17 protein-coding genes are annotated in these 17,049 nt (G+C 69.4%); 8 read left to right on the top strand and 9 right to left on the bottom strand.

All coding sequences use genetic code 11. The annotated features are described in order from the left end of the window. Positions 1–75: 75 nt before the first annotated feature. From BSZ40_RS05190 to BSZ40_RS05170, 5 genes are all read right to left on the bottom strand, one after another. Positions 76–1,878 carry an acetyl/propionyl/methylcrotonyl-CoA carboxylase subunit alpha gene (locus tag BSZ40_RS05190; RefSeq protein ID WP_073823996.1) on the bottom strand — a complete coding sequence of 601 codons (1,803 nt, stop codon included), beginning with the start codon at positions 1,876–1,878 and terminating at the stop codon, positions 76–78. A gap of 83 nt (positions 1,879–1,961) precedes the next feature. Then, positions 1,962–2,603 (bottom strand): Maf family protein, encoded by a 642-nt coding sequence (locus BSZ40_RS05185; RefSeq protein ID WP_073823994.1) that lies wholly within the window; start codon positions 2,601–2,603, stop codon positions 1,962–1,964. Continuing rightward, positions 2,594–4,288, bottom strand: coding sequence for a DUF885 domain-containing protein (locus BSZ40_RS05180; RefSeq protein ID WP_073823992.1), 1,695 nt, complete (start codon positions 4,286–4,288; stop codon positions 2,594–2,596). The genes BSZ40_RS05185 and BSZ40_RS05180 overlap by 10 nt, the downstream gene beginning before the upstream one ends. Positions 4,289–4,336: 48 nt before the next feature. Beyond that, positions 4,337–4,537 (bottom strand): acyl-CoA carboxylase epsilon subunit, encoded by a 201-nt coding sequence (locus BSZ40_RS05175; RefSeq protein ID WP_073823990.1) that lies wholly within the window; start codon positions 4,535–4,537, stop codon positions 4,337–4,339. Then, positions 4,534–6,084 (bottom strand): acyl-CoA carboxylase subunit beta, encoded by a 1,551-nt coding sequence (locus BSZ40_RS05170; RefSeq protein ID WP_245793859.1) that lies wholly within the window; start codon positions 6,082–6,084, stop codon positions 4,534–4,536. Before BSZ40_RS05170 ends, BSZ40_RS05175 begins: the two co-directional genes overlap by 4 nt. Positions 6,085–6,208: 124 nt before the next feature. Between BSZ40_RS05170 and BSZ40_RS05165 the strand changes: the two genes are divergently transcribed. The 5 genes from BSZ40_RS05165 to BSZ40_RS05145 all read left to right on the top strand — a co-directional run bounded on the left by BSZ40_RS05165 (position 6,209) and on the right by BSZ40_RS05145 (position 10,656). Next, positions 6,209–6,976 (top strand): biotin--[acetyl-CoA-carboxylase] ligase, encoded by a 768-nt coding sequence (locus tag BSZ40_RS05165; RefSeq protein ID WP_073823986.1) that lies wholly within the window; start codon positions 6,209–6,211, stop codon positions 6,974–6,976. A gap of 129 nt (positions 6,977–7,105) precedes the next feature. Further along, on the top strand, positions 7,106–8,305 hold the full coding sequence (locus BSZ40_RS05160) for an adenylate/guanylate cyclase domain-containing protein (RefSeq protein ID WP_084542647.1): 1,200 nt from the start codon (positions 7,106–7,108) through the stop codon (positions 8,303–8,305). Between the two features lie 53 nt (positions 8,306–8,358). Then, positions 8,359–9,045, top strand: a complete 687-nt coding sequence (locus BSZ40_RS05155; protein WP_073823984.1) for a response regulator transcription factor — start codon at positions 8,359–8,361, stop codon at positions 9,043–9,045. 24 nt (positions 9,046–9,069) lie between these two features. Then, positions 9,070–10,371 (top strand): ATP-binding protein, encoded by a 1,302-nt coding sequence (locus BSZ40_RS05150; RefSeq protein WP_084542646.1) that lies wholly within the window; start codon positions 9,070–9,072, stop codon positions 10,369–10,371. A 15-nt stretch (positions 10,372–10,386) separates the two neighbouring features. Next, complete coding sequence (locus tag BSZ40_RS05145; protein WP_073823980.1) at positions 10,387–10,656, top strand: hypothetical protein; 270 nt, start codon at positions 10,387–10,389, stop codon at positions 10,654–10,656. Between the two features lie 9 nt (positions 10,657–10,665). Here the strand turns inward: BSZ40_RS05145 and BSZ40_RS05140 are convergent, their stop codons facing one another. Further along, positions 10,666–11,151, bottom strand: coding sequence for a GtrA family protein (locus BSZ40_RS05140; RefSeq protein WP_222842749.1), 486 nt, complete (start codon positions 11,149–11,151; stop codon positions 10,666–10,668). A gap of 54 nt (positions 11,152–11,205) precedes the next feature. On the opposite strand from BSZ40_RS05140, the gene BSZ40_RS05135 reads away from it, so the two are divergent. The 3 genes from BSZ40_RS05135 to galE are packed head-to-tail and all read left to right on the top strand — an operon-like array spanning position 11,206 to position 13,855. Further along, complete coding sequence (locus tag BSZ40_RS05135) at positions 11,206–12,339, top strand: 5-(carboxyamino)imidazole ribonucleotide synthase (protein ID WP_073823977.1); 1,134 nt, start codon at positions 11,206–11,208, stop codon at positions 12,337–12,339. Further along, positions 12,336–12,875, top strand: a complete 540-nt coding sequence (purE, locus tag BSZ40_RS05130; protein ID WP_281246634.1) for a 5-(carboxyamino)imidazole ribonucleotide mutase — start codon at positions 12,336–12,338, stop codon at positions 12,873–12,875. The genes BSZ40_RS05135 and purE overlap by 4 nt, the downstream gene beginning before the upstream one ends. Beyond that, positions 12,872–13,855: a UDP-glucose 4-epimerase GalE gene (gene galE / locus BSZ40_RS05125; protein WP_073823975.1), complete on the top strand. Its 984-nt coding sequence runs from the start codon at positions 12,872–12,874 to the stop codon at positions 13,853–13,855. The genes purE and galE overlap by 4 nt, the downstream gene beginning before the upstream one ends. Positions 13,856–13,935: 80 nt before the next feature. Here galE and BSZ40_RS12205 read toward each other — a convergent pair whose 3' ends face one another. The 3 genes from BSZ40_RS12205 to BSZ40_RS05110 are packed head-to-tail and all read right to left on the bottom strand — an operon-like array spanning position 13,936 to position 17,038. Further along, complete coding sequence (locus BSZ40_RS12205) at positions 13,936–15,441, bottom strand: LCP family protein (protein ID WP_073823973.1); 1,506 nt, start codon at positions 15,439–15,441, stop codon at positions 13,936–13,938. Beyond that, positions 15,438–16,628 (bottom strand): LCP family protein, encoded by a 1,191-nt coding sequence (locus BSZ40_RS05115; protein WP_073823972.1) that lies wholly within the window; start codon positions 16,626–16,628, stop codon positions 15,438–15,440. Before BSZ40_RS05115 ends, BSZ40_RS12205 begins: the two co-directional genes overlap by 4 nt. After that, positions 16,625–17,038, bottom strand: a complete 414-nt coding sequence (locus BSZ40_RS05110) for a DUF2304 domain-containing protein (protein ID WP_073823971.1) — start codon at positions 17,036–17,038, stop codon at positions 16,625–16,627. The genes BSZ40_RS05115 and BSZ40_RS05110 overlap by 4 nt, the downstream gene beginning before the upstream one ends. Positions 17,039–17,049: the final 11 nt, after the last annotated feature.

The following is a 17,049-nucleotide window of genomic DNA, read 5'->3' as shown; positions in this document are numbered from 1 at the left end:
ACAAGGAACCGGCCCCGAGCAGGGGCGTGCCCGGGGCCGGCAGTAGCAGCTAAAAAAGGGGGTGGGGGATAGCTGCTACCCCTCAATCACGTCGCAGATGTGGCCACCACTGGCCACCTGTGTTCCCACACTAACCGCCAAACCCTGTACCAGGCCAGTACGCGGGGCCGTAATTGGTTGCTCCATTTTCATTGCTTCGATCACAACCAGCGTTTGTCCCTGTTCGACGGCTTGTCCTTCGCTGACCTCCACCTTAATCACGGTTGCCTGCATTGGGCACGTCACCGCGCCGGGACCTCCGGCACTGCCGCGCCGCCCGCCCCGGCCGCGGCGTCCGCTCGGGCGGGCGGGAGCCGCCGGGGGCACGCTGGCCGCGCGCGGAGCTGCCATCAGCCCGGCGGGCAGAATCACCTCCAGGCGCTTGCCGCCCACTTCGACCACGAGGCGCTCGGTGGCGGCCTCGTCTTCAAGGGCCGTGGCGGGCCCGCCGGGCTCTCCCAACTGATCGCGCAGCAAGTCCAACCCGCCGCTGTCAATCCACGTGGTATCCACCCCGAAACCGTCCTCAGCGGTGAATGCGGGGTGTCGCAACACGGCGGCGTGGAACGGCAGCGTGGTGGTCAACCCGGAGATGTGGGTCTCGCGCACGGCGCGCCGCGCCCGCGCCAAGGCGATCTCACGGGTGGGTCCCCAGACGATGACCTTGGCCACCAAGGAATCAAACAGGCCGCTCAGCTCGTCCCCGGCGGCGATGCCGGCATCAATACGGACCCCCGGCCCCGCCGGCCAGGTCAGGGCCGTTGGCTTGCCGGGTGTCGGCAGGAAACCTCGGGCGGGATCCTCGGCGTTGAGACGCAATTCCACGGCGTGGCCGCGTGCCTGCACCTGCGTGTAGCCCAGTTCCTCGCCGGCCGCCAAGCGAATCTGTTCGCGTACCAGGTCTATGCCCGTGATCTCTTCTGTCACCGGGTGCTCCACCTGTAGCCGGGTGTTGACCTCCAGGAAGGAGACCAGGCCGTCGGCCGCCACCAGGAACTCGCAAGTTCCGGCCCCGACGTAGCCGGCCCGGCGCAGAATATTGCGCGAAGATTCCTCGATTACCTGTTCCTGTTCGGCAGTCAGGAAGGGCGCTGGGGCCTCTTCCAACAGCTTTTGGTGGCGGCGCTGCAGGGAACAGTCGCGAGTGGAGACCACCGCGACGTTGCCGTACTGGTCAGCTAGGCACTGGGTTTCCACGTGGCGCGGCCGGTCCAGGTAACGCTCCACGAAGCACTCGCCGCGCCCGAAGGCCGCCACCGCCTCGCGCGCGGCCGCCTCGAACGCCTCGACTACCTCCCCCTGGGTGCGCGCCACCCGCAGGCCGCGCCCGCCCCCGCCGAACGCCGCTTTGATGGCCACCGGCAGTCCGTGTTCGGCCACGAAATCCAGCACCTCCTGCGGCCCGGCCACCGGGCCGGGAGTGCCGGGCGCGAGCGGGGCGCCCACCTCGGCGGCGATCCGCCGGGCCGTGACCTTGTCGCCGAGTGCCTCAATAGCCGCCGGGGGCGGGCCGATCCACACCAGCCCGGCGGCGATGACGGCCCGGGCAAACTCGGCGTTTTCCGCCAGGAAGCCATAGCCGGGGTGCACCGCCGACGCCCCGCTGCGCTCGGCCACCGCCAAGATCGCCTCAATGTTGAGGTAGGTGTCCGCCGGGCGGGAACCCGGCAGGGCAAAGGCCTCATCGACCATCCGCGTGTGCAGGGCATCTCGGTCGGGGGCGGCGTAGACGCCGATCGATTTCAGCCCCGCATCGGCGCAGGCGCGCGCGACCCGCACCGCGATCTCGCCCCGGTTGGCAATCAGCACACTGCGGGGCCAGGAAGGAAGGGTGGTCATGCGTTTAAGCTAGCCCGCCGCACCCCGAATCCAGCAATCGCTGGGGGGTGCGGCGGGCCTTTCTCGCCCGGGCACAAACCCGCCTAGTGGGTTCCGTTCCCGCTCAACAATTCCGCCCGCCACAGGTCCGTCCACGTCACCGCCAACTGGGCGCACAGCTCCCGCACTAGCGGCAGGGAGATGCCCACCACGCCGTGCGGGTCGCCCTCGATGCCGCGCACGAAGGCACCGCCCAGGCCGTCCAGCGTGAAGGCCCCGGCCACCGCGAGCGGCTCCCCGCTGGCGAGGTAGGCGGCAAGCTCGGCGGGCGTCGGGGAGGCGAAATGCACCACCGTGCTAGAGGTGGCGCAGGCCTCCTGCCAGCGACCGTCCACCGCCCGCAGCACGCAGTGGCCCGTGTGCAGCACGCCGCTGCGCCCCGCCATGGCCTGCCAGCGTTCCCGCGCCACCGCCGCCGAGCCCGGCTTGCCCACCACCTGCCCGTCCAGCTCCAGCATCGAGTCACACCCGATGACCAGCAGCTGGCGCGTGGCGTCCAGCCGTCCGGCCACCTCCGTGGCCTTGGCGCGAGCCAGGGCCTGCACTTGGTCGGCGGGCGCGGCCGCCGACAGCTGGGTCAGCAGACCCTCCTCGTCGGCGTGGGAGACGAGCACCTGCGGCGCCAACCCGGCGGCGCGCAGGGTGGTCAGCCGCGCAGGGGAGGCAGAGGCGAGGACTACTTGCATGGCACCAGCGCGTCACGAAGCACGTCCAGGCCCACCGAACCCAGCGCCAGGGCCCGGGCGTGGAAATCGCGCAGTGTGAAGTTGGGGTCGGCGGCTGCGTTCGCGTCGCGGATTTCCTCCCACAGGCGTTGGCCGAGCTTGTAGCTTGGCGCCTGCCCGGGCCAGCCCAGGTAGCGGTCCAGCTCGAAGCGCAGGAACCCTTCGGCCATGGCCACGTTGTGGCGCAGGAACCGCCAGGCGACCTCCGCATCCCAACGCTCGGCGTCGACGTCGGCCGGCAGCAGGCCGCCCGCCCGCAGTGCCGGGTCGACCGGCAGCCCCAGGTGGACGCCGGTGTCCAGCACCACCCGGGCCGCCCGTAGCCGCTGTCCGTCCAGCATGCCGAAGTAGTCGCCGCGTTCGCTGAGAAAACCGAGATCGGCCATCAGACGCTCGGCGTACAGAGCCCAGCCCTCGCCGTGCCCCGAGACCCAGCAGAGCAAGCGCCGCCAATCATTCAGGGTGTCACGGAGCGCGACCGCCGTGCCCAGTTGCAGGTGATGGCCCGGGACGCCCTCGTGGTAGACGGTGGTTTTTTCCTGCCAGGTGGTGAACGTGTCTTCCCCTTCCGGGACGGCCCACCACATGGCACCGTTCCGGGAGAAGTCGTCCGACGGCGGGGTGTAGTAGATGCCGCCCGAGCCGGACGGGGCAATCTTGCAGTCCAACTTGGTCAGCTGCTCCGGAATATCGAAGTGCGTGCCCGCCAGGGCTGCCACGGCGGCGTCCGACGTCTCCTGCATCCAGGCCTGCAGGGCGGCGGTGCCGTGTAGCTGCCGGGCCGGGTCGTTGTTCAGGCGCTCCATCGCCTCGCCGGGGGTTGTGCCCGGGCCGTACAACTCGGCGGCCACCTCCCGCTGCTCGGCGTCGATGCGGGCCAGCTCGGCAATGCCCCAGGCGTGCGCTTCCCGCGCGTCGATCTTGGCCCCGAGGAAGTAGCGAGAGGCACGCTCGTAGACCTCCGGACCGACCGCGTCGGCCTGCGGGGCGCTGGGGGCCACCTCCCGCAGCACTGCCGCCAGGTCCGCGTAGGCCGCCCGTGCCTGGGCCGCCCCGGATTGCAGGGCCGCGGCTGCCTGCGGGTGCTTTTCCGCCAACTCGCTGGCCAGGCGACTGAACGGAGACTTCTCGCCCGCCGCCTCCTCGGCTTGCGCGATGCACTTTTCGATCTGCCGTCGCGCGCTGGTGCGGCCCTGCTCGGCCCGGTAGCGCACCGCCTGCGCGAACTGCGCGGCTGCCTGCGGCAGGGCCGCCAGGCGTTGGGCGATGTTGTCCACCTGCTCGGCCGTCTCCGTGGGCATCAGATCGAAGACGTCCCGGAAGGACTGCAACGCCGAGGCGATCACGTTGACATCCCCGGTGTGGTCCAGCGCCTCGATGCTCTCCACCGTCAGGCCCAGCCGCTCGCGCATGGCCGCCACCGTCACCTCGTCGACGGCATCGGTTACTTCGACGGCAGCTAGTTGCGTCAGTGCCCGGCGCGCGAGGTCTGCCTGGGCCGCAATGCCGTCGGGGGAGTAGTCGGGCAGCAGGTGATCGGAGCCTGCCCAGCCAATCGAGGTCGCCAGGATCGGCTCCAGGGCGGCACAGTCGACGACGTATTGGTTGGCAAGTTGGTCCACTGCAGTGGGGGTACGCGAAGTCATGCCGCCAGGATAGGGGGTCCCGGCCGCGCAGGCGGCCGGGCAGGACCACTAATGCCAGGTGCGTGACCAACCGGGCGGGCCGAACGGCAGGGCCCCCGGGGTCAGGCGGACCCGTTGTTGCCAGCCTGTATTGGGCGCCGCCGGGGCCGGGGCGGGCGGTGTGGCCGCCGCCAGGGCCGCCAGGGAGGCCACCACGGCGGCGAGTTCGTCGTCGTCGGGTGCCCCCCGCACCACCTGCACCTCGCTCACAGCGGCACGTTCCCGTGGCGCCGGGCCGGACCAGCCACCCGCTTCGTGGCCAACGCTCGCAAAGCGGCCGCCAGCTGCTGGCGTGTCTCATTCGGGGAAATGACGGCGTCGACGAAACCGCGGCGGGCCGCTTCCCACGGATTGACCAACGTCTCCTCGTACTGAGCGGTTAATCGTTCCCGCTCCGCCGTCACGTCGCCGCCCGCCGCATCAAGGGCCGCCAGTTCGCGTCGATGCAAGATGTTGACGGCTCCCGCCGCGCCCATGACCGCCACCTGGGCCGTCGGCCAGGCCAGGTTGATATCCGCCCCCAACTTTTTGGAGCCCATCACGATATAGGCCCCGCCGTAGGCCTTGCGGGTGATCGTGGTTATCAGTGGCACCGTCGCCTCTGCGTAGGCGTAAATCAGCTTGGCGCCCCGCCGAATGATGCCGTCCCACTCCTGCTGGGTGCCCGGCAGGAACCCCGGCACGTCCACGAACGTCAGCACCGGCAGGTTGAAGGCGTCGCAGGTGCGCACGAAGCGTGCCGCCTTCTCGGCGGCCGCGATGTCAAGCACCCCGGCCAGCTGTTGCGGTTGGTTGGCCACGATCCCGACCGCCTGCCCCTCCAGGTGCCCGAAAGCGCAGATCACGTTCGGGGCGTAGGTGGGCATGACCTCCAGGAACTCGCCGTCATCCAGCACTGCCTCCAACACCAGGCCCATGTCGTAGGGCTGGGAGGGGTTTTGCGGCACCAGGGAGTCCAGGTCGATGTCGGTCACGGCCTGCCCCGGGGCGCAGGCCGGGGCCTCGGAGAGATTGTTGTCTGGGAGGTAGTGCAGCAGCTCCCGCACGTACGCGAACGCGTCGTCTTCGTCGGTCGCCGCGTAGTGGCAGGCCCCGGAGCGGTCGGCGTGGGCCCGGGCCCCGCCCAGCTCCTCCAGTCCGACGTCCTCGCCCGTGACCGCGCGGATCACCTCCGGGCCGGTGATGAACATGTGTGAGGTGCCCTCCACCATGATGGTGAAGTCTGTCAGCGCGGGGGAGTACACCGCGCCGCCCGCGCACGGCCCCAGGATGAGGGAAATTTGTGGGATCACGCCGGAGGCGGCAACGTTGCGGCGGAAGATTTCCGCAAATTGGGTCAGCGCGCCCACGCCCTCCTGGATGCGGGCCCCGCCGCCGTCGTTGAGGCCGATCAGGGGGACCCCGGTACGGACCGCCAGGTCCATGACCTTGGTGATCTTCTGCCCGTGCACCTCACCGAGAGAGCCGCCGAAGACCGTGAAGTCCTGCGCGTAGATGCACACGCGACGGCCGTCAATGGTGCCAAAGCCGGTGACTACCCCGTCGCCCGGCAAGGCCCGGCCTGCCATTCCGAAATCGGTGCACCGGTGCTCGGCCAGGGCATCTAGTTCCACGAATGAGCCCTCGTCCAGCAGGGCCAAGAGCCGCTGCCGGGCGCTGCGGCGGCCCCGGGCGTGCTGGCGGGCGGCGGCCGCGTCGGCATGGTCGGCAAGCTGCTGGCGGCGGGCCGCCAACTGGTCGGCAGGAGAGAGGTTCACCCCTCCCACGTTAGTGCCAGCTGGCGGGCAAACGCGTGAGGGACGGCGCGCCAAAGCGCCCGGCTGGCTTGTAGGGGATCGACAAGGTGTGGGCGGGATAAGGGTGAGCAGTAGGCTGGCGGACATGAACACTGCCGCCCTGCCTCCCGTCCACCTAGTGCTTATCGCTGAATGCGATTCCACCCAGGATGTGGTCCAACAGCTGGCGGACAGCCCGGCGGGGCAGGCGGTGCCGCCTGGGGCGGTGCCGGTGGTGCGCGCCCAGACGCAACGCGCCGGGCGGGGCCGCCTTGGCCGCACCTGGGTCACGCCCCCCAATGGGGCGCTCACCATGTCGTGTCGGGTGCCGGTGCCTGCCGATCCGGGCTGGCTGCCGCTGGCCGCTGGATTGGCGGTGCGCGACGTTGTTGGTGAGCCCCTCATGCTCAAGTGGCCCAACGACCTGCTGTTGCCCGCCGCCGGGGCCAACCTGGTTGGGTGGGGGCAGGCCCGCAAGATCGGGGGCATTTTGGTGGAGAGCGACGGTACGACTGCGGTGGTGGGGATTGGTGTGAACACGAAGCGTCCGCCGGTCTGTCCGGCCCCGTGGGCCACCAGCCTGGCGGAGGCGGGCCTGCCGTATGCGCGCACGGACGCGGAGCTCGACGCCTGGGCTCTGGACATTACGCGTGCCTTGCTGCAGCGTTTGGGGCAGCCCGCCGCCGCCCGGCGGGCGGACTACCTGCAGGCGTGCTTGACGCTCGGGCACCGGGTGGAGGTGGAGCTGCCGGACGGACAGGTGTTGGTCGGATTTGCCCAGGACATCACGGGCAGCGGGGCGCTGCGCTTGGAGACGCGGCACGGCCCCCACGAGATCAGCGCCGGGGACGTGCGGCGGGCGCGCAGCCAGTAGCCCGGCCCGCCGGGGCAGTTTTGGGGTTGGCCACGGTGGATCGGGGTCGCGGCGCGAGGAAACCCACAAAAAATTAACTTGTGTGTTGTCTGACAGGTGAATGTGGCCGACGTCAAGTAGCGTGTAGGGGTGACAGAAGGTACGTCGAAGGAATCCCTGCCGGAAGCAGGCGCGGAGGGTTTTGCGCCCGAGCAGGCAGACTTCTCCCTCCTGCGCGACACTGACTACGTTCCGCCCCTGCCGAGCCTGGAGACGCCCGCCCGCGACGAGTTGCTCGACACCGGCGAACTGCCCCCCATCGACATCCCCACCTCCACCGTGGCCCGGCACGCGCTGTCGCTGCTCGGCCCCACCCCCTACACGCTGGCGGAGCTGGCGCGGCGGGCGGGCACCACGGTGGAGGCCGCCGCCCAATACTGGGGCGGCATGGGCTACACCCTGGGGCGGCACGACCGTCCCCGCTTCGGCGACATGGATGTCGCCGCGTTGCGCCGCGCCGCGGCCCTCATTGAAAACGGGGTGATCGATAACGAGACCTCCTCCATGCTGCTGCGGGCTGGGCAGCTGACCGACCGGCTGGTGCTGTGGCAGGTGGAGTCCGTGGTGGCCGATATCGCTCGGCGCCTCAACGTCGATGACACGACCGCCCGCCTGGTGGCCCTAGACCGGATGGGGGAGATGTTTGAGGAGCTGGAGCGGCAGCTGGTCTATACCTGGCGGCGGCAGATGGTGGCGTTGTTGGCCCGGCTCGACACCGATGTCTCCCAGGCCGGCGTCTCGCACATTGATCCCGAGGTCTACCCGCTGCACCGCACCCTCGGTTTCGTCGACATGGTCTCTTTCTCGCGCCATTCGGCCCAGGTGGGCGCGGCGGCGTTGGCGGAGTTGATCGGGAAGTTTGAGCTCATCTGCCGCGATGTCATCACCGCTCACGGGGCACGCGTCGTCAAAACCATCGGTGATGCGGTGCTATTCGTGGCCGATAATGTCGAAACTGGGGTCGAGGTTGCCCTTTTGCTGATGGAAGCTTTGCGCACCGCTGAGGGCTTGTTGCCCATGCGGGCTTCGGTGGTGGACGGTCACGTTTTCTCGCGCTATGGCGATGTTTTCGGCCCGACCGTTAATTTGGCGGCCCGCCTGGTGGATGTGGCAGACCCCGGCTGTTTGTTTACGGATGAGGCCACCGCGCAGGCGCTGTCCGCCCCCGAGTTTGCCGGGCGCTACGTGCTCAAGGGGCGGGAACCTATGGAACTGCAAGGTCTGGGCGAGGTGCAGCCTTTTGCGCTATTCCGCGCGGGAAACCACACTTGCGGGGACGAGGAAGGTTAATCTCCCCGGCATTTGCGGCAACCTTTGGGACTTCTTTAACGTATCCTGGCCCCGTGACTACGGTTCTGCTTGTTGAAGACGACCCCGCCATCTCCGAGCCGTTGGCCCGGGCGCTTGGCCGGGAGGGTTATGAAGTGCGTCCCCACGGCACCGGCCGCGGGGCGCTGGATAATGCTGAAGGTGTCGACCTAGTGGTGTTGGACCTCGGGCTGCCGGATATCGACGGCCTGGACGTGGCCCGAACCCTGCGGGCGGCGGGCTCCAGCGTACCGATCCTGATTTTGACGGCCCGCACCGATGAGGTTGACATGGTGGTGGGCCTGGACGCGGGAGCGGACGACTACGTCACCAAGCCGTTCCGGCTGGCGGAACTGCTGGCGCGGGTGCGGGCGCTGCTGCGACGGGCCGGGGGCGAGTTGACCGACGAGGACGAACTCGTCGCACAGGACGTCCGCGTCGACGTGGGGGCGCACCGGGCGTTCCAGGGGACGCGAGAGCTACACCTGACGGCCAAGGAGTTCGAGCTGCTGCGGGTGTTGGTGCGCGATGCCGGCAGCGTCGTGGAGCGGGACGTCATCATGCGTGAGGTGTGGGGCAGTGACCCGACCGGCTCGACCAAGACCCTGGACATGCACGTATCGTGGCTGCGGCGCAAGCTCGGCGACGACGCCACCAGCCCGCATTACATTTCCACCGTGCGGGGCCTCGGCTTCCGGTTCGAGACCGCCTCGGGCGCGTAAGCGGTGCGGCGGCGCGCTATCCGCATGACGGTCAGCGCGGTCTTGGTGGCCGTGCTGATCTTTGGGATACCCGCCGCCGTGCTGGGCATCGTCTTGGTCTGGCGCGGGGCGGAGACGTCGCTGGATATTCGCACCGAGTCCCTGGCGTGGGTGGTGGACCGCTCGCTGGCCATGGACCGCGAGGTCTCGGTGGAAATGCTCGATGTGCGTTCCGGTGGGGTCCGCACTCCGTTGGCAGCCTCGCGGGTGCTGCTGCCCGACGGCACGCTCGTGGTGTCCACCGCCGAGGTGGAAGAACCGGTCATCACCTCCCAACAGATCACCCCGTCGGGCGCCCACGTGGAGATGCGCATCTCGGCCCTCACCCCCGTGCCGGCCGCGTTGGTGGTCGTGGTGTTCGTGCTGGCGGGCATCGGGGTGGCGCTCCTGGTGGGGCTCGCGGTGGCGCTGCGCCAGTCGCGCCGCCTGTCTGCCCCGCTCATCTACCTGGCGGCGGAGGCCGAACAGATCGGCTCGGGGCAGGTGCGTCCGCAGCTGCGCACCTCGGGTATCGAGGAGATCGACCTGGTGCAGGCCGAGCTGGTGCGCTCGGCGGAGCGGGTGGCGGGCCGGATCGCGGCCGAGCGGCAGTTTGCGGCCGACGCCTCCCACCAGCTGCGCACCCCGCTGACGGCCTTGTCGATGCGGTTGGAGGAGATCGAGCTGATTTCCTCCGAGGAGGAGGTGCGCACCGAGGCGCAGCAGTGCCTGGAGCAGGTGGAGCGGCTAACCAACGTGGTGGCCGAGCTGCTGGCCACCTCGCGGCAGGCGGGCGGCGGGACGACGGAGGCCATCCGCCTGCAGGACATCTTCGCCCAGCAGGAGCGCGAGTGGGCCAGCCAGTACGAGCTGGCGGGCCGCGAGTTGACGCTCACCGACGAGGTCAACGTCCCGGTGCTCGCCTCGCCGGGGTCGCTGTTGCAGGCCATTGCCACCCTGTTGGAAAACTCCCTGAAGTACGGGGCGGGGCACACGCGCGTGACCACCCGCCTGGCGTCGGGGCGGCGCGGGGTCTACGTCGACGTGGCGGATGAGGGCAGCGGCGTGGCCGATCACGAGGCGGACCGCATCTTCGACAAGCACGTGTCGTTCCGGGGCGGCACGGGCCTGGGCCTGGCCCTGGCGCGCGACCTGATCGCCGCCGACGGCGGGCGGCTGGAGCTCACCCAGCGGCGCCCCCCCGTGTTCTCGGTCTTCGTCAACTCGGTGCCCAAGTCCCTCGACCCGGACCGGGTCATGCCCCGCAGCGCCGCGGTGTCGGTGGGGCGACGGCGGCGCGGCAACTAGCGGGAGCCTGACCGGATGGATCGGGAACTCTTGCTGCCGACCGACTTCGGCGACTACGCGTGGGAGATCGAAGCCAAGGGGGTTTGTTGGGAGGTTTCAGTGCGTGTCGGCGACCGCCTGGTGGCGGTTACCTTCTACGATCCTGTGCGGCTCGCGCAAGACATCGCCGCGGAGCTGCGGGGCGGTGCCTACCCGGAACTTCGCCGGGTTCTCGTCGTGCCGCGCGTGACAGCCGAGCAGATGCGTGCGGCTATCGCGCGCGTGCCGCGAGAGTTCTTCGCCTGATGGCTGGCGCTAGGCGCGGTCCTTGGCGGGGGCGAAGACGATGTACTTGTAGCACAGGAACCGGAACACCATGCCGAGGATCAGGCCGATGATGTTGCCGGAGATGTTGTCCGCCAGCGTCGAGGTGAAGCCGAGGATGTAGCGGGAGATGTACAGGCAGCTGGCGGCGATGCCGATGCCGATCAGGTTGATGACCCCGAACTCGATGAACTCCCGCCGCGCCCCCTTGGACTTTTGGGCCTGGAAGGTCCAGGCGCGGTTGAGCAGCCAGGACACGACGGTGGCCACCGCAGCCGAGAGGATTTTGGCGCGCACCGACTGCCCGGCGAAGGGGGAGAAGGCGAACTGCGAGAGCAAGTTGAACAGCCCGACGTCGACGACGAAGGCGATGCCGCCGACAATGCTGAACTTGCCTACCTCCCACAGGCGGGCCGCCAAGCCCTGGTAGCGCGGCGGCACGGGGAAAGGACCAACTTTTACTTCCTTAACGGTCACCGGTTCATGGTAGGGCATGGCCAGCGCCTGGTTGGGGGCCGATAGGCTTGGCCCATGCCAACCGTTGCAGTGATCGGTGGCGGGCAGCTGGCCCGCATGATGCAGGCCCCCGCCACGGCGTTGGGGGTGACGTTGCGCCCGCTGGTGGAGGCGGCCGACGGGGCGGCCGGGCGGGCGAGCGTCGGCAGCGTGGTCGGACTGCCGACGGAGCGGGACGCCCTGGTGGCCCTCGGTAGCGACCTAGACGTGGTGACCTTCGAGCACGAGCACATCCCGCCGGAACTCTTCGCCCACTTCGCGGACCGGGTACCCACCCGCCCGGGCCCGGCGGCGCTGCGCTGCGCCCGCGACAAGCTGGCCATGCGCCAGGCGCTGCAGGAGCTCGGGGTGCCGTGCCCGCGCTGGCGGCAGCTCGCCACCGCCGCCGAGCTGACGGAGTTTCTGGCGCAGCAAGGCGGGCAGGCGGTGGTCAAGACCGCGCGCGGCGGCTACGACGGCAAGGGTGTGCGGGTGGTGGAGGCCGCCGACCAGGTGGCCGATTGGCTGGCCGCTCCCGCCCGCCACGGTGGGCTGCTGGTCGAGGAGAAGGTGGACTTTGAGCGGGAGCTGGCGGCCCTGGTGGCGCGGCGCCCGAGCGGGCAGGTGGTGGCCTGGCCGGTGGTCGAGACCCGGCAGCGCGCCGGCGTGTGCGACGTCGTCATCGCCCCCGCCCCGGAGCTGGCACCGACCGCGGCGGCCGCCGCCACGGCCATCGCGGAGCAGATTGCCGGTGCCCTGGACGTCACCGGGGTGCTGGCGGTCGAGATGTTCGAAACCGCCGACGGGCGCCTGCTCGTCAACGAGCTGGCGATGCGCCCCCATAACTCGGGCCACTGGACGATAAACGGTGCGGCCACCAGCCAATTCGAACAGCACCTGCGGGCGGTGCTCGACCTGCCACTCGGGCCGCCGACGCCCACCAGCCCGGTCACCGTCATGGTCAACGTGCTGGGCGCGGCAGTGGATCCGGCTACGCTGCTGGGGGAGGTGTTTGCCGCCTACCCGCAGGCCCACGTGGAGCTGTACGGCAAGGCGGTGCGGCCCGGCCGCAAGCTCGGGCACGTCAACGTGTGCGGCCCGCAGGTGGCGCAGGCGCTGGCCGCGGCCCGCGGGGCGGCGGACATACTCATGGGAAAGGAGCCGCGGTGAGCGCGCAAGTGGGCATCGTCATGGGATCGGACTCGGACTGGGGGGTGATGCGGGCCGCCGCCGAGGCGCTGAGCGAGTTCGGGGTGGACTTCGAGGCGGATGTCGTCTCGGCCCATCGCATGCCCACCGAGATGCTGGCCTACGGGCAGCAGGCCGCGCAGCGGGGCCTGCGGGTCCTCATCGCCGGGGCGGGGGGCGCGGCCCACCTGCCCGGCATGCTGGCGGCCGTCACCGAGCTGCCGGTCATCGGGGTGCCGGTGCCGCTGGCCCGGCTGGATGGCCTGGACTCGCTGCTGTCGATCGTGCAGATGCCCGCCGGGGTACCGGTGGCCACCGTGTCGATCGGTGGGGCGCGCAACGCCGGGCTGTTGGCGGTGCGGATCCTGGCGGCCGGCACCGACGCGGCCAGCGCGGGGCTTCGGTCCCAACTGCGGGCCTTCCAGGCCGAGCTGCGGGACATCGCACACGCCAAGGGTGAGAGCTTGCGCGCCGAAGTGGCGGAGTTGCGTCAGGAACTAGCTAAGGTGGAGGCATGAGTATCCTCGTCACCGGAGGCGCCGGATACATCGGCGCCCACGTCGTCCGCCTCCTGTTGGAGCGCGGCGAGAGAGTAGTCGTCGTCGACGACTTGTCCTACGGCCAGGCCGACCGCATCGGCACGGCCACCCTCATCGAACTGGACCTCGCCGCCCCCGAAGCCACCGCCGAGCTGACGGCGGCCATGCGCAGCCACGCGGTCACCGCCGTCATCCACTTCGCCGCCCGCAAGCAGGTCGGCGAGTCCGTAGCCAAGCCCGTGTGGTACTACCAGCAGAACATTGGCGGCATGGCCAACCTGCTGGCCGCCATGGAGGCCGCCGACGTCAAGCAGCTGATCTTCTCCTCCTCGGCGGCCGTCTACGGCATGCCGCCGGTGGAGGTGGTGCACGAAGACATTGACAAGCACCCCATCAACCCCTACGGCGAAACCAAGCTGATCGGTGAGCTGCTGGCCGCCGACTGCGAGACGGCTTGGGGGCTGCGATGGGCCGGGCTGCGCTACTTCAATGTGGCCGGGGCCGGGTGGGACGAGCTGGGAGACCCCGCCACCCTCAACCTGATCCCGATGGTGCTGGACCGGCTGTCCCGCTCCGAGGCACCCCGCGTGTTCGGTACCGACTACCCGACGCCGGACGGCACCTGCATCCGCGACTACATCCACGTCCTGGATCTCGCCGAGGCTCACATCGCCGCCCTCGACGCGCTGGCGGGCGAGGGGGAGCTGGCCCACCGGGTGTTTAACGTCGGCACCGGCACCGGCTCCTCCGTGCAGGAGGTCATCGACATGATCGGGCAGGTCTCCGGCCTGGATACCACCCCCGAGCTGGAACCGCGCCGCCCCGGCGATCCGCCGCAGCTCATCGGCGACGCCGCCCGCATTGGCCAGGACCTTGGCTGGCACGCTAAGCACGACCTGCGCGACATCGTCACCTCCGCCTGGTCCGCCTGGCAGGCCTCGCCCCGCCGCATCGGCTAGCGGCCGCGCCGCCCGCGATAGTTGCGCCCCACGCCCCCGGATAACGGGGCGCGGGGCGCAACTGCGTTACGGGGCTGAAGCTACGGCGCGGAGTTGAACGACTCGGGCTGCAAAGTTCCTTCCCGCAGCTGGGAGAAGAACGTCGAAGCGTAGCCGTCCTCCACCAGCAAGACGGCCGAGCCTGCCGCGCCGGCGTCGTAGGCCGGATCCTCAATCGGCGGGGCGCCCGTGAGGCCCGAGCCCTGCACCGACTTGAAGGCCCAGGCGAAGCTAGCCAGGTCGAACAGCGAAGTCTCCCGGTCCACCGACAGGGCCCCGGCAAAACTGGTGGCGACGTCGTAGGTGGTCTTCGGATTGAGGAAGACCCCGGGGCGGGCCGCGTTCTTGCTGATAGCGGCGATCACCTCCCGCTGGCGCCGCGCCCGCCCGATGTCGCCCTCCGGGTCCTGGTAGCGCATGCGGGCAAAGGCCAGCGCGGTGGGACCGTCGGCCACGTGGCAACCCGCCTGCCACACGAGCTCCGACTTCGGGTCGTCGACGTCGTAGTCCAGGCACAGCTCGACCCCGCCGACGGCATCGACGATCCGGGTCAGGCCCCCCATACCGACCTGCAGGTAGTGGTCCACATGCAGGCCCACCAGGCCCTCAACCGTCTGCACCAGCAGCGGCGCCCCGCCGTAGGCGTAGGCGGCGTTCAGCTTCGACCAGCCATACTCGGGAATCTCCACCAACGTATCGCGCGGCAGGGACACCAAGGCGGTGGCACCGTTAGGGGCCTGGTGCAGCAACATGATGGTGTCTGCCCGTTGCCCCTCGGTCCCGTCCTCCCAGGTGTCGCCACCACGCTCATCCGAGCCGACGATCAAATAGGTGGTGCCGGGAGTGTCAGCACCGGCACTGAGGGCATCGACCCGCTGCAACAGGGAGTTGGCGCGCGAGTAGAGGAACATGCCCCAGGCACCCAGCACCAAAACGAAGACCAGGAAGCCGACCAACACCCGGCGACCCCGCCTGCCCCGGCGACGGCCCGCGCTCGGCGGACGGCCCGGCGGGAGGGGTGGGCGTCCCCCAGGCGGGGGCGGCTGCGGCGGGGGCGGTTGACTGCCGCCCGGCCCACCACGCGGACCGCTTGCCCGGCGCGGCGCAATCACCGGTGCCGGGCTGCCGGGGGAGCGGGCGCCGCGCGGGCGGCCAGGCAGCACCGCCGTGCGCCCGGTGGCAGTTGCGCTGTCGCGCTCGGCCGCCGCCATCCCCACGCGCCCCGGCAGCACTGCGGTCGGTTCACTAGGGGGCTGCGGCGCGGGCCGCACAGAGCGGCGCACCGGCCCGGCCGTGGTGGCGGGGCGCTGAGCCGGGGCCTGCCGGGTGGGGGCGGCCCCGGCAGGGGGCGGCACCGCCGGGCTGCGGCGTTCCGGGCGCGGCGGCACGGTGGCCGGGGGAATCGACCGCGGCGTCGTGCGGGCTTCGGGCTGCGAGGGGCGCGGACGGGGAGGAATTGCGGCGATCTCGTGCCCGACGGCGCGGGCCCCGGCCGCACTCGGCCGTTTACCGCGCTCTCGGGGGGTAAAGCTAGGCGGGTTGCTCACTCCACGTTCCCTTCGTTGCCAGTTCCCCCCTCAAAGGTCGTGTCCGAGCCGGGCGTGCCCGGCACATCCACCTCCTGCGGGGTGGGGGAATGCGTCTGTGTCCAATCGTCCCCGTTGCCGTCAGTCCCGCCCAAACGGTCAGGCACCTGCCGGTCGTTACGCAAAGCTTCCCACAAGATCTCGGCCTCAGAGGAGAACTCGACCGCCCCCGGTAGCACCGAGGAATCCACCACCGGGGCCATGACAAACCGAATGTTGGCGCGGTCAATGTTGCGCATGGCGACCGCTAGGCCCGCCATGTTTTCCACCCGCCCCAGCTCGGAGGCGGTCAGCGACTTCATGCCGGTGCGCAGCACGTTGTACAGCGTGGGCAGGTCGCCCACGAGGTCCCGGGAGAAGACCTCGGAGACGATGGCACTGACCACCTTTTGCTGGCTCCCGATACGGTCCAGATCAGAGCCGTTGTCCAGCGATTTACGGGAGCGCGAGTACCCCAGGGCCTGCTCACCGTTTAGGCGATAGCAGCCCGGCACGAGGCGCAGATAGTTGGCGGCCGGATCGAAGACGTTGCGGTTCTGACAGATCGTGATGCCGCCCAGCGAGTCGATGATCTCCTGGAAGGCCGAAAAATCGACAACGAAGTAGTCAGTAACCGTCAAGGAAGTGATGTTCTGGATCGTGCTTTTGGCACACGCCACAGCGGCCGTCAGATCCTTGGAACCCCCCACCGAGAACGCCGCGTTGAACTTGTCGAAAGAGCCCGGCACCACGCTGTTGTCTGTCAGCATGCAGTCCGGGATCTCGACTAGCGTGTCGCGCGGGATGCTGACCGCAGTGACGTTGCTGCGATCGGCAGAGATGTGGATGAGCATCGTGGCGTCGGCCCGTTGCCCATCAACCTCCTCGTACACCTCCTCTTCGGGAGTGCGGATGTCGGAACCAATCACCAAAATGTTCATGGCCCCGTTGGGGGGCGCCACCGTCGTCGTGGCCTCGCCCTTTTCCCCGCCGGTGATGAGCTTGTCGACGTCGTCTTCCTTGATGATCTGCGCCTGATTCAGATCCTGCAGCACAAAGTAGGCCGAGCTGAACAAGCCGAGTCCTAACGCGAGCAGGAGGGGGCCGATTCGGTGGCGCGGTCGCGGCTTGAAAAAGACGTGCCGTGCGCGAACGTAGTCCTTCTTCACAGTTCCTTATCGCCATTCACATCGTCGGGACCGGAGCTGGAGGGCAGGGCGGAGGAGGGGCCCCGCAGATCCGGGGCGTTGGACAATGCTAACTGGCGAGCCAGCTTCGTCAAGCGGCGATCGTGCTCGACTGAGCGTTTGAACTGGTTGGCCAGAGACGCCAAGAATGCCAACAACAGGAGATAGAGCAGCAGGTCCGTGCCACGGCCCACCCCCACCCACGCGGCCAACTTGGACAGTATGCGGGGATAGAACACCGAGACGATGGCACACAGCATGAAAAACAGCAGGCCGAGGCGGCGCAACGCCTGATTGCGGGCACCGTGCTGCCGCATCGACACGAAGCTGATCGCCACGATGACCGTGACAAGAATCAGCTGAATGATTAGCTTCTGGCCTCCAGCGAGCATAAGAAATCGTG

It is taken from the genome of Buchananella hordeovulneris (assembly GCF_001907235.1).
Lineage (GTDB): Bacteria > Actinomycetota > Actinomycetes > Actinomycetales > Actinomycetaceae > Buchananella > Buchananella hordeovulneris.
Note: the sequence above shows the minus strand (reverse complement) of the source record. Positions and strands in the feature narration are given on the sequence as shown.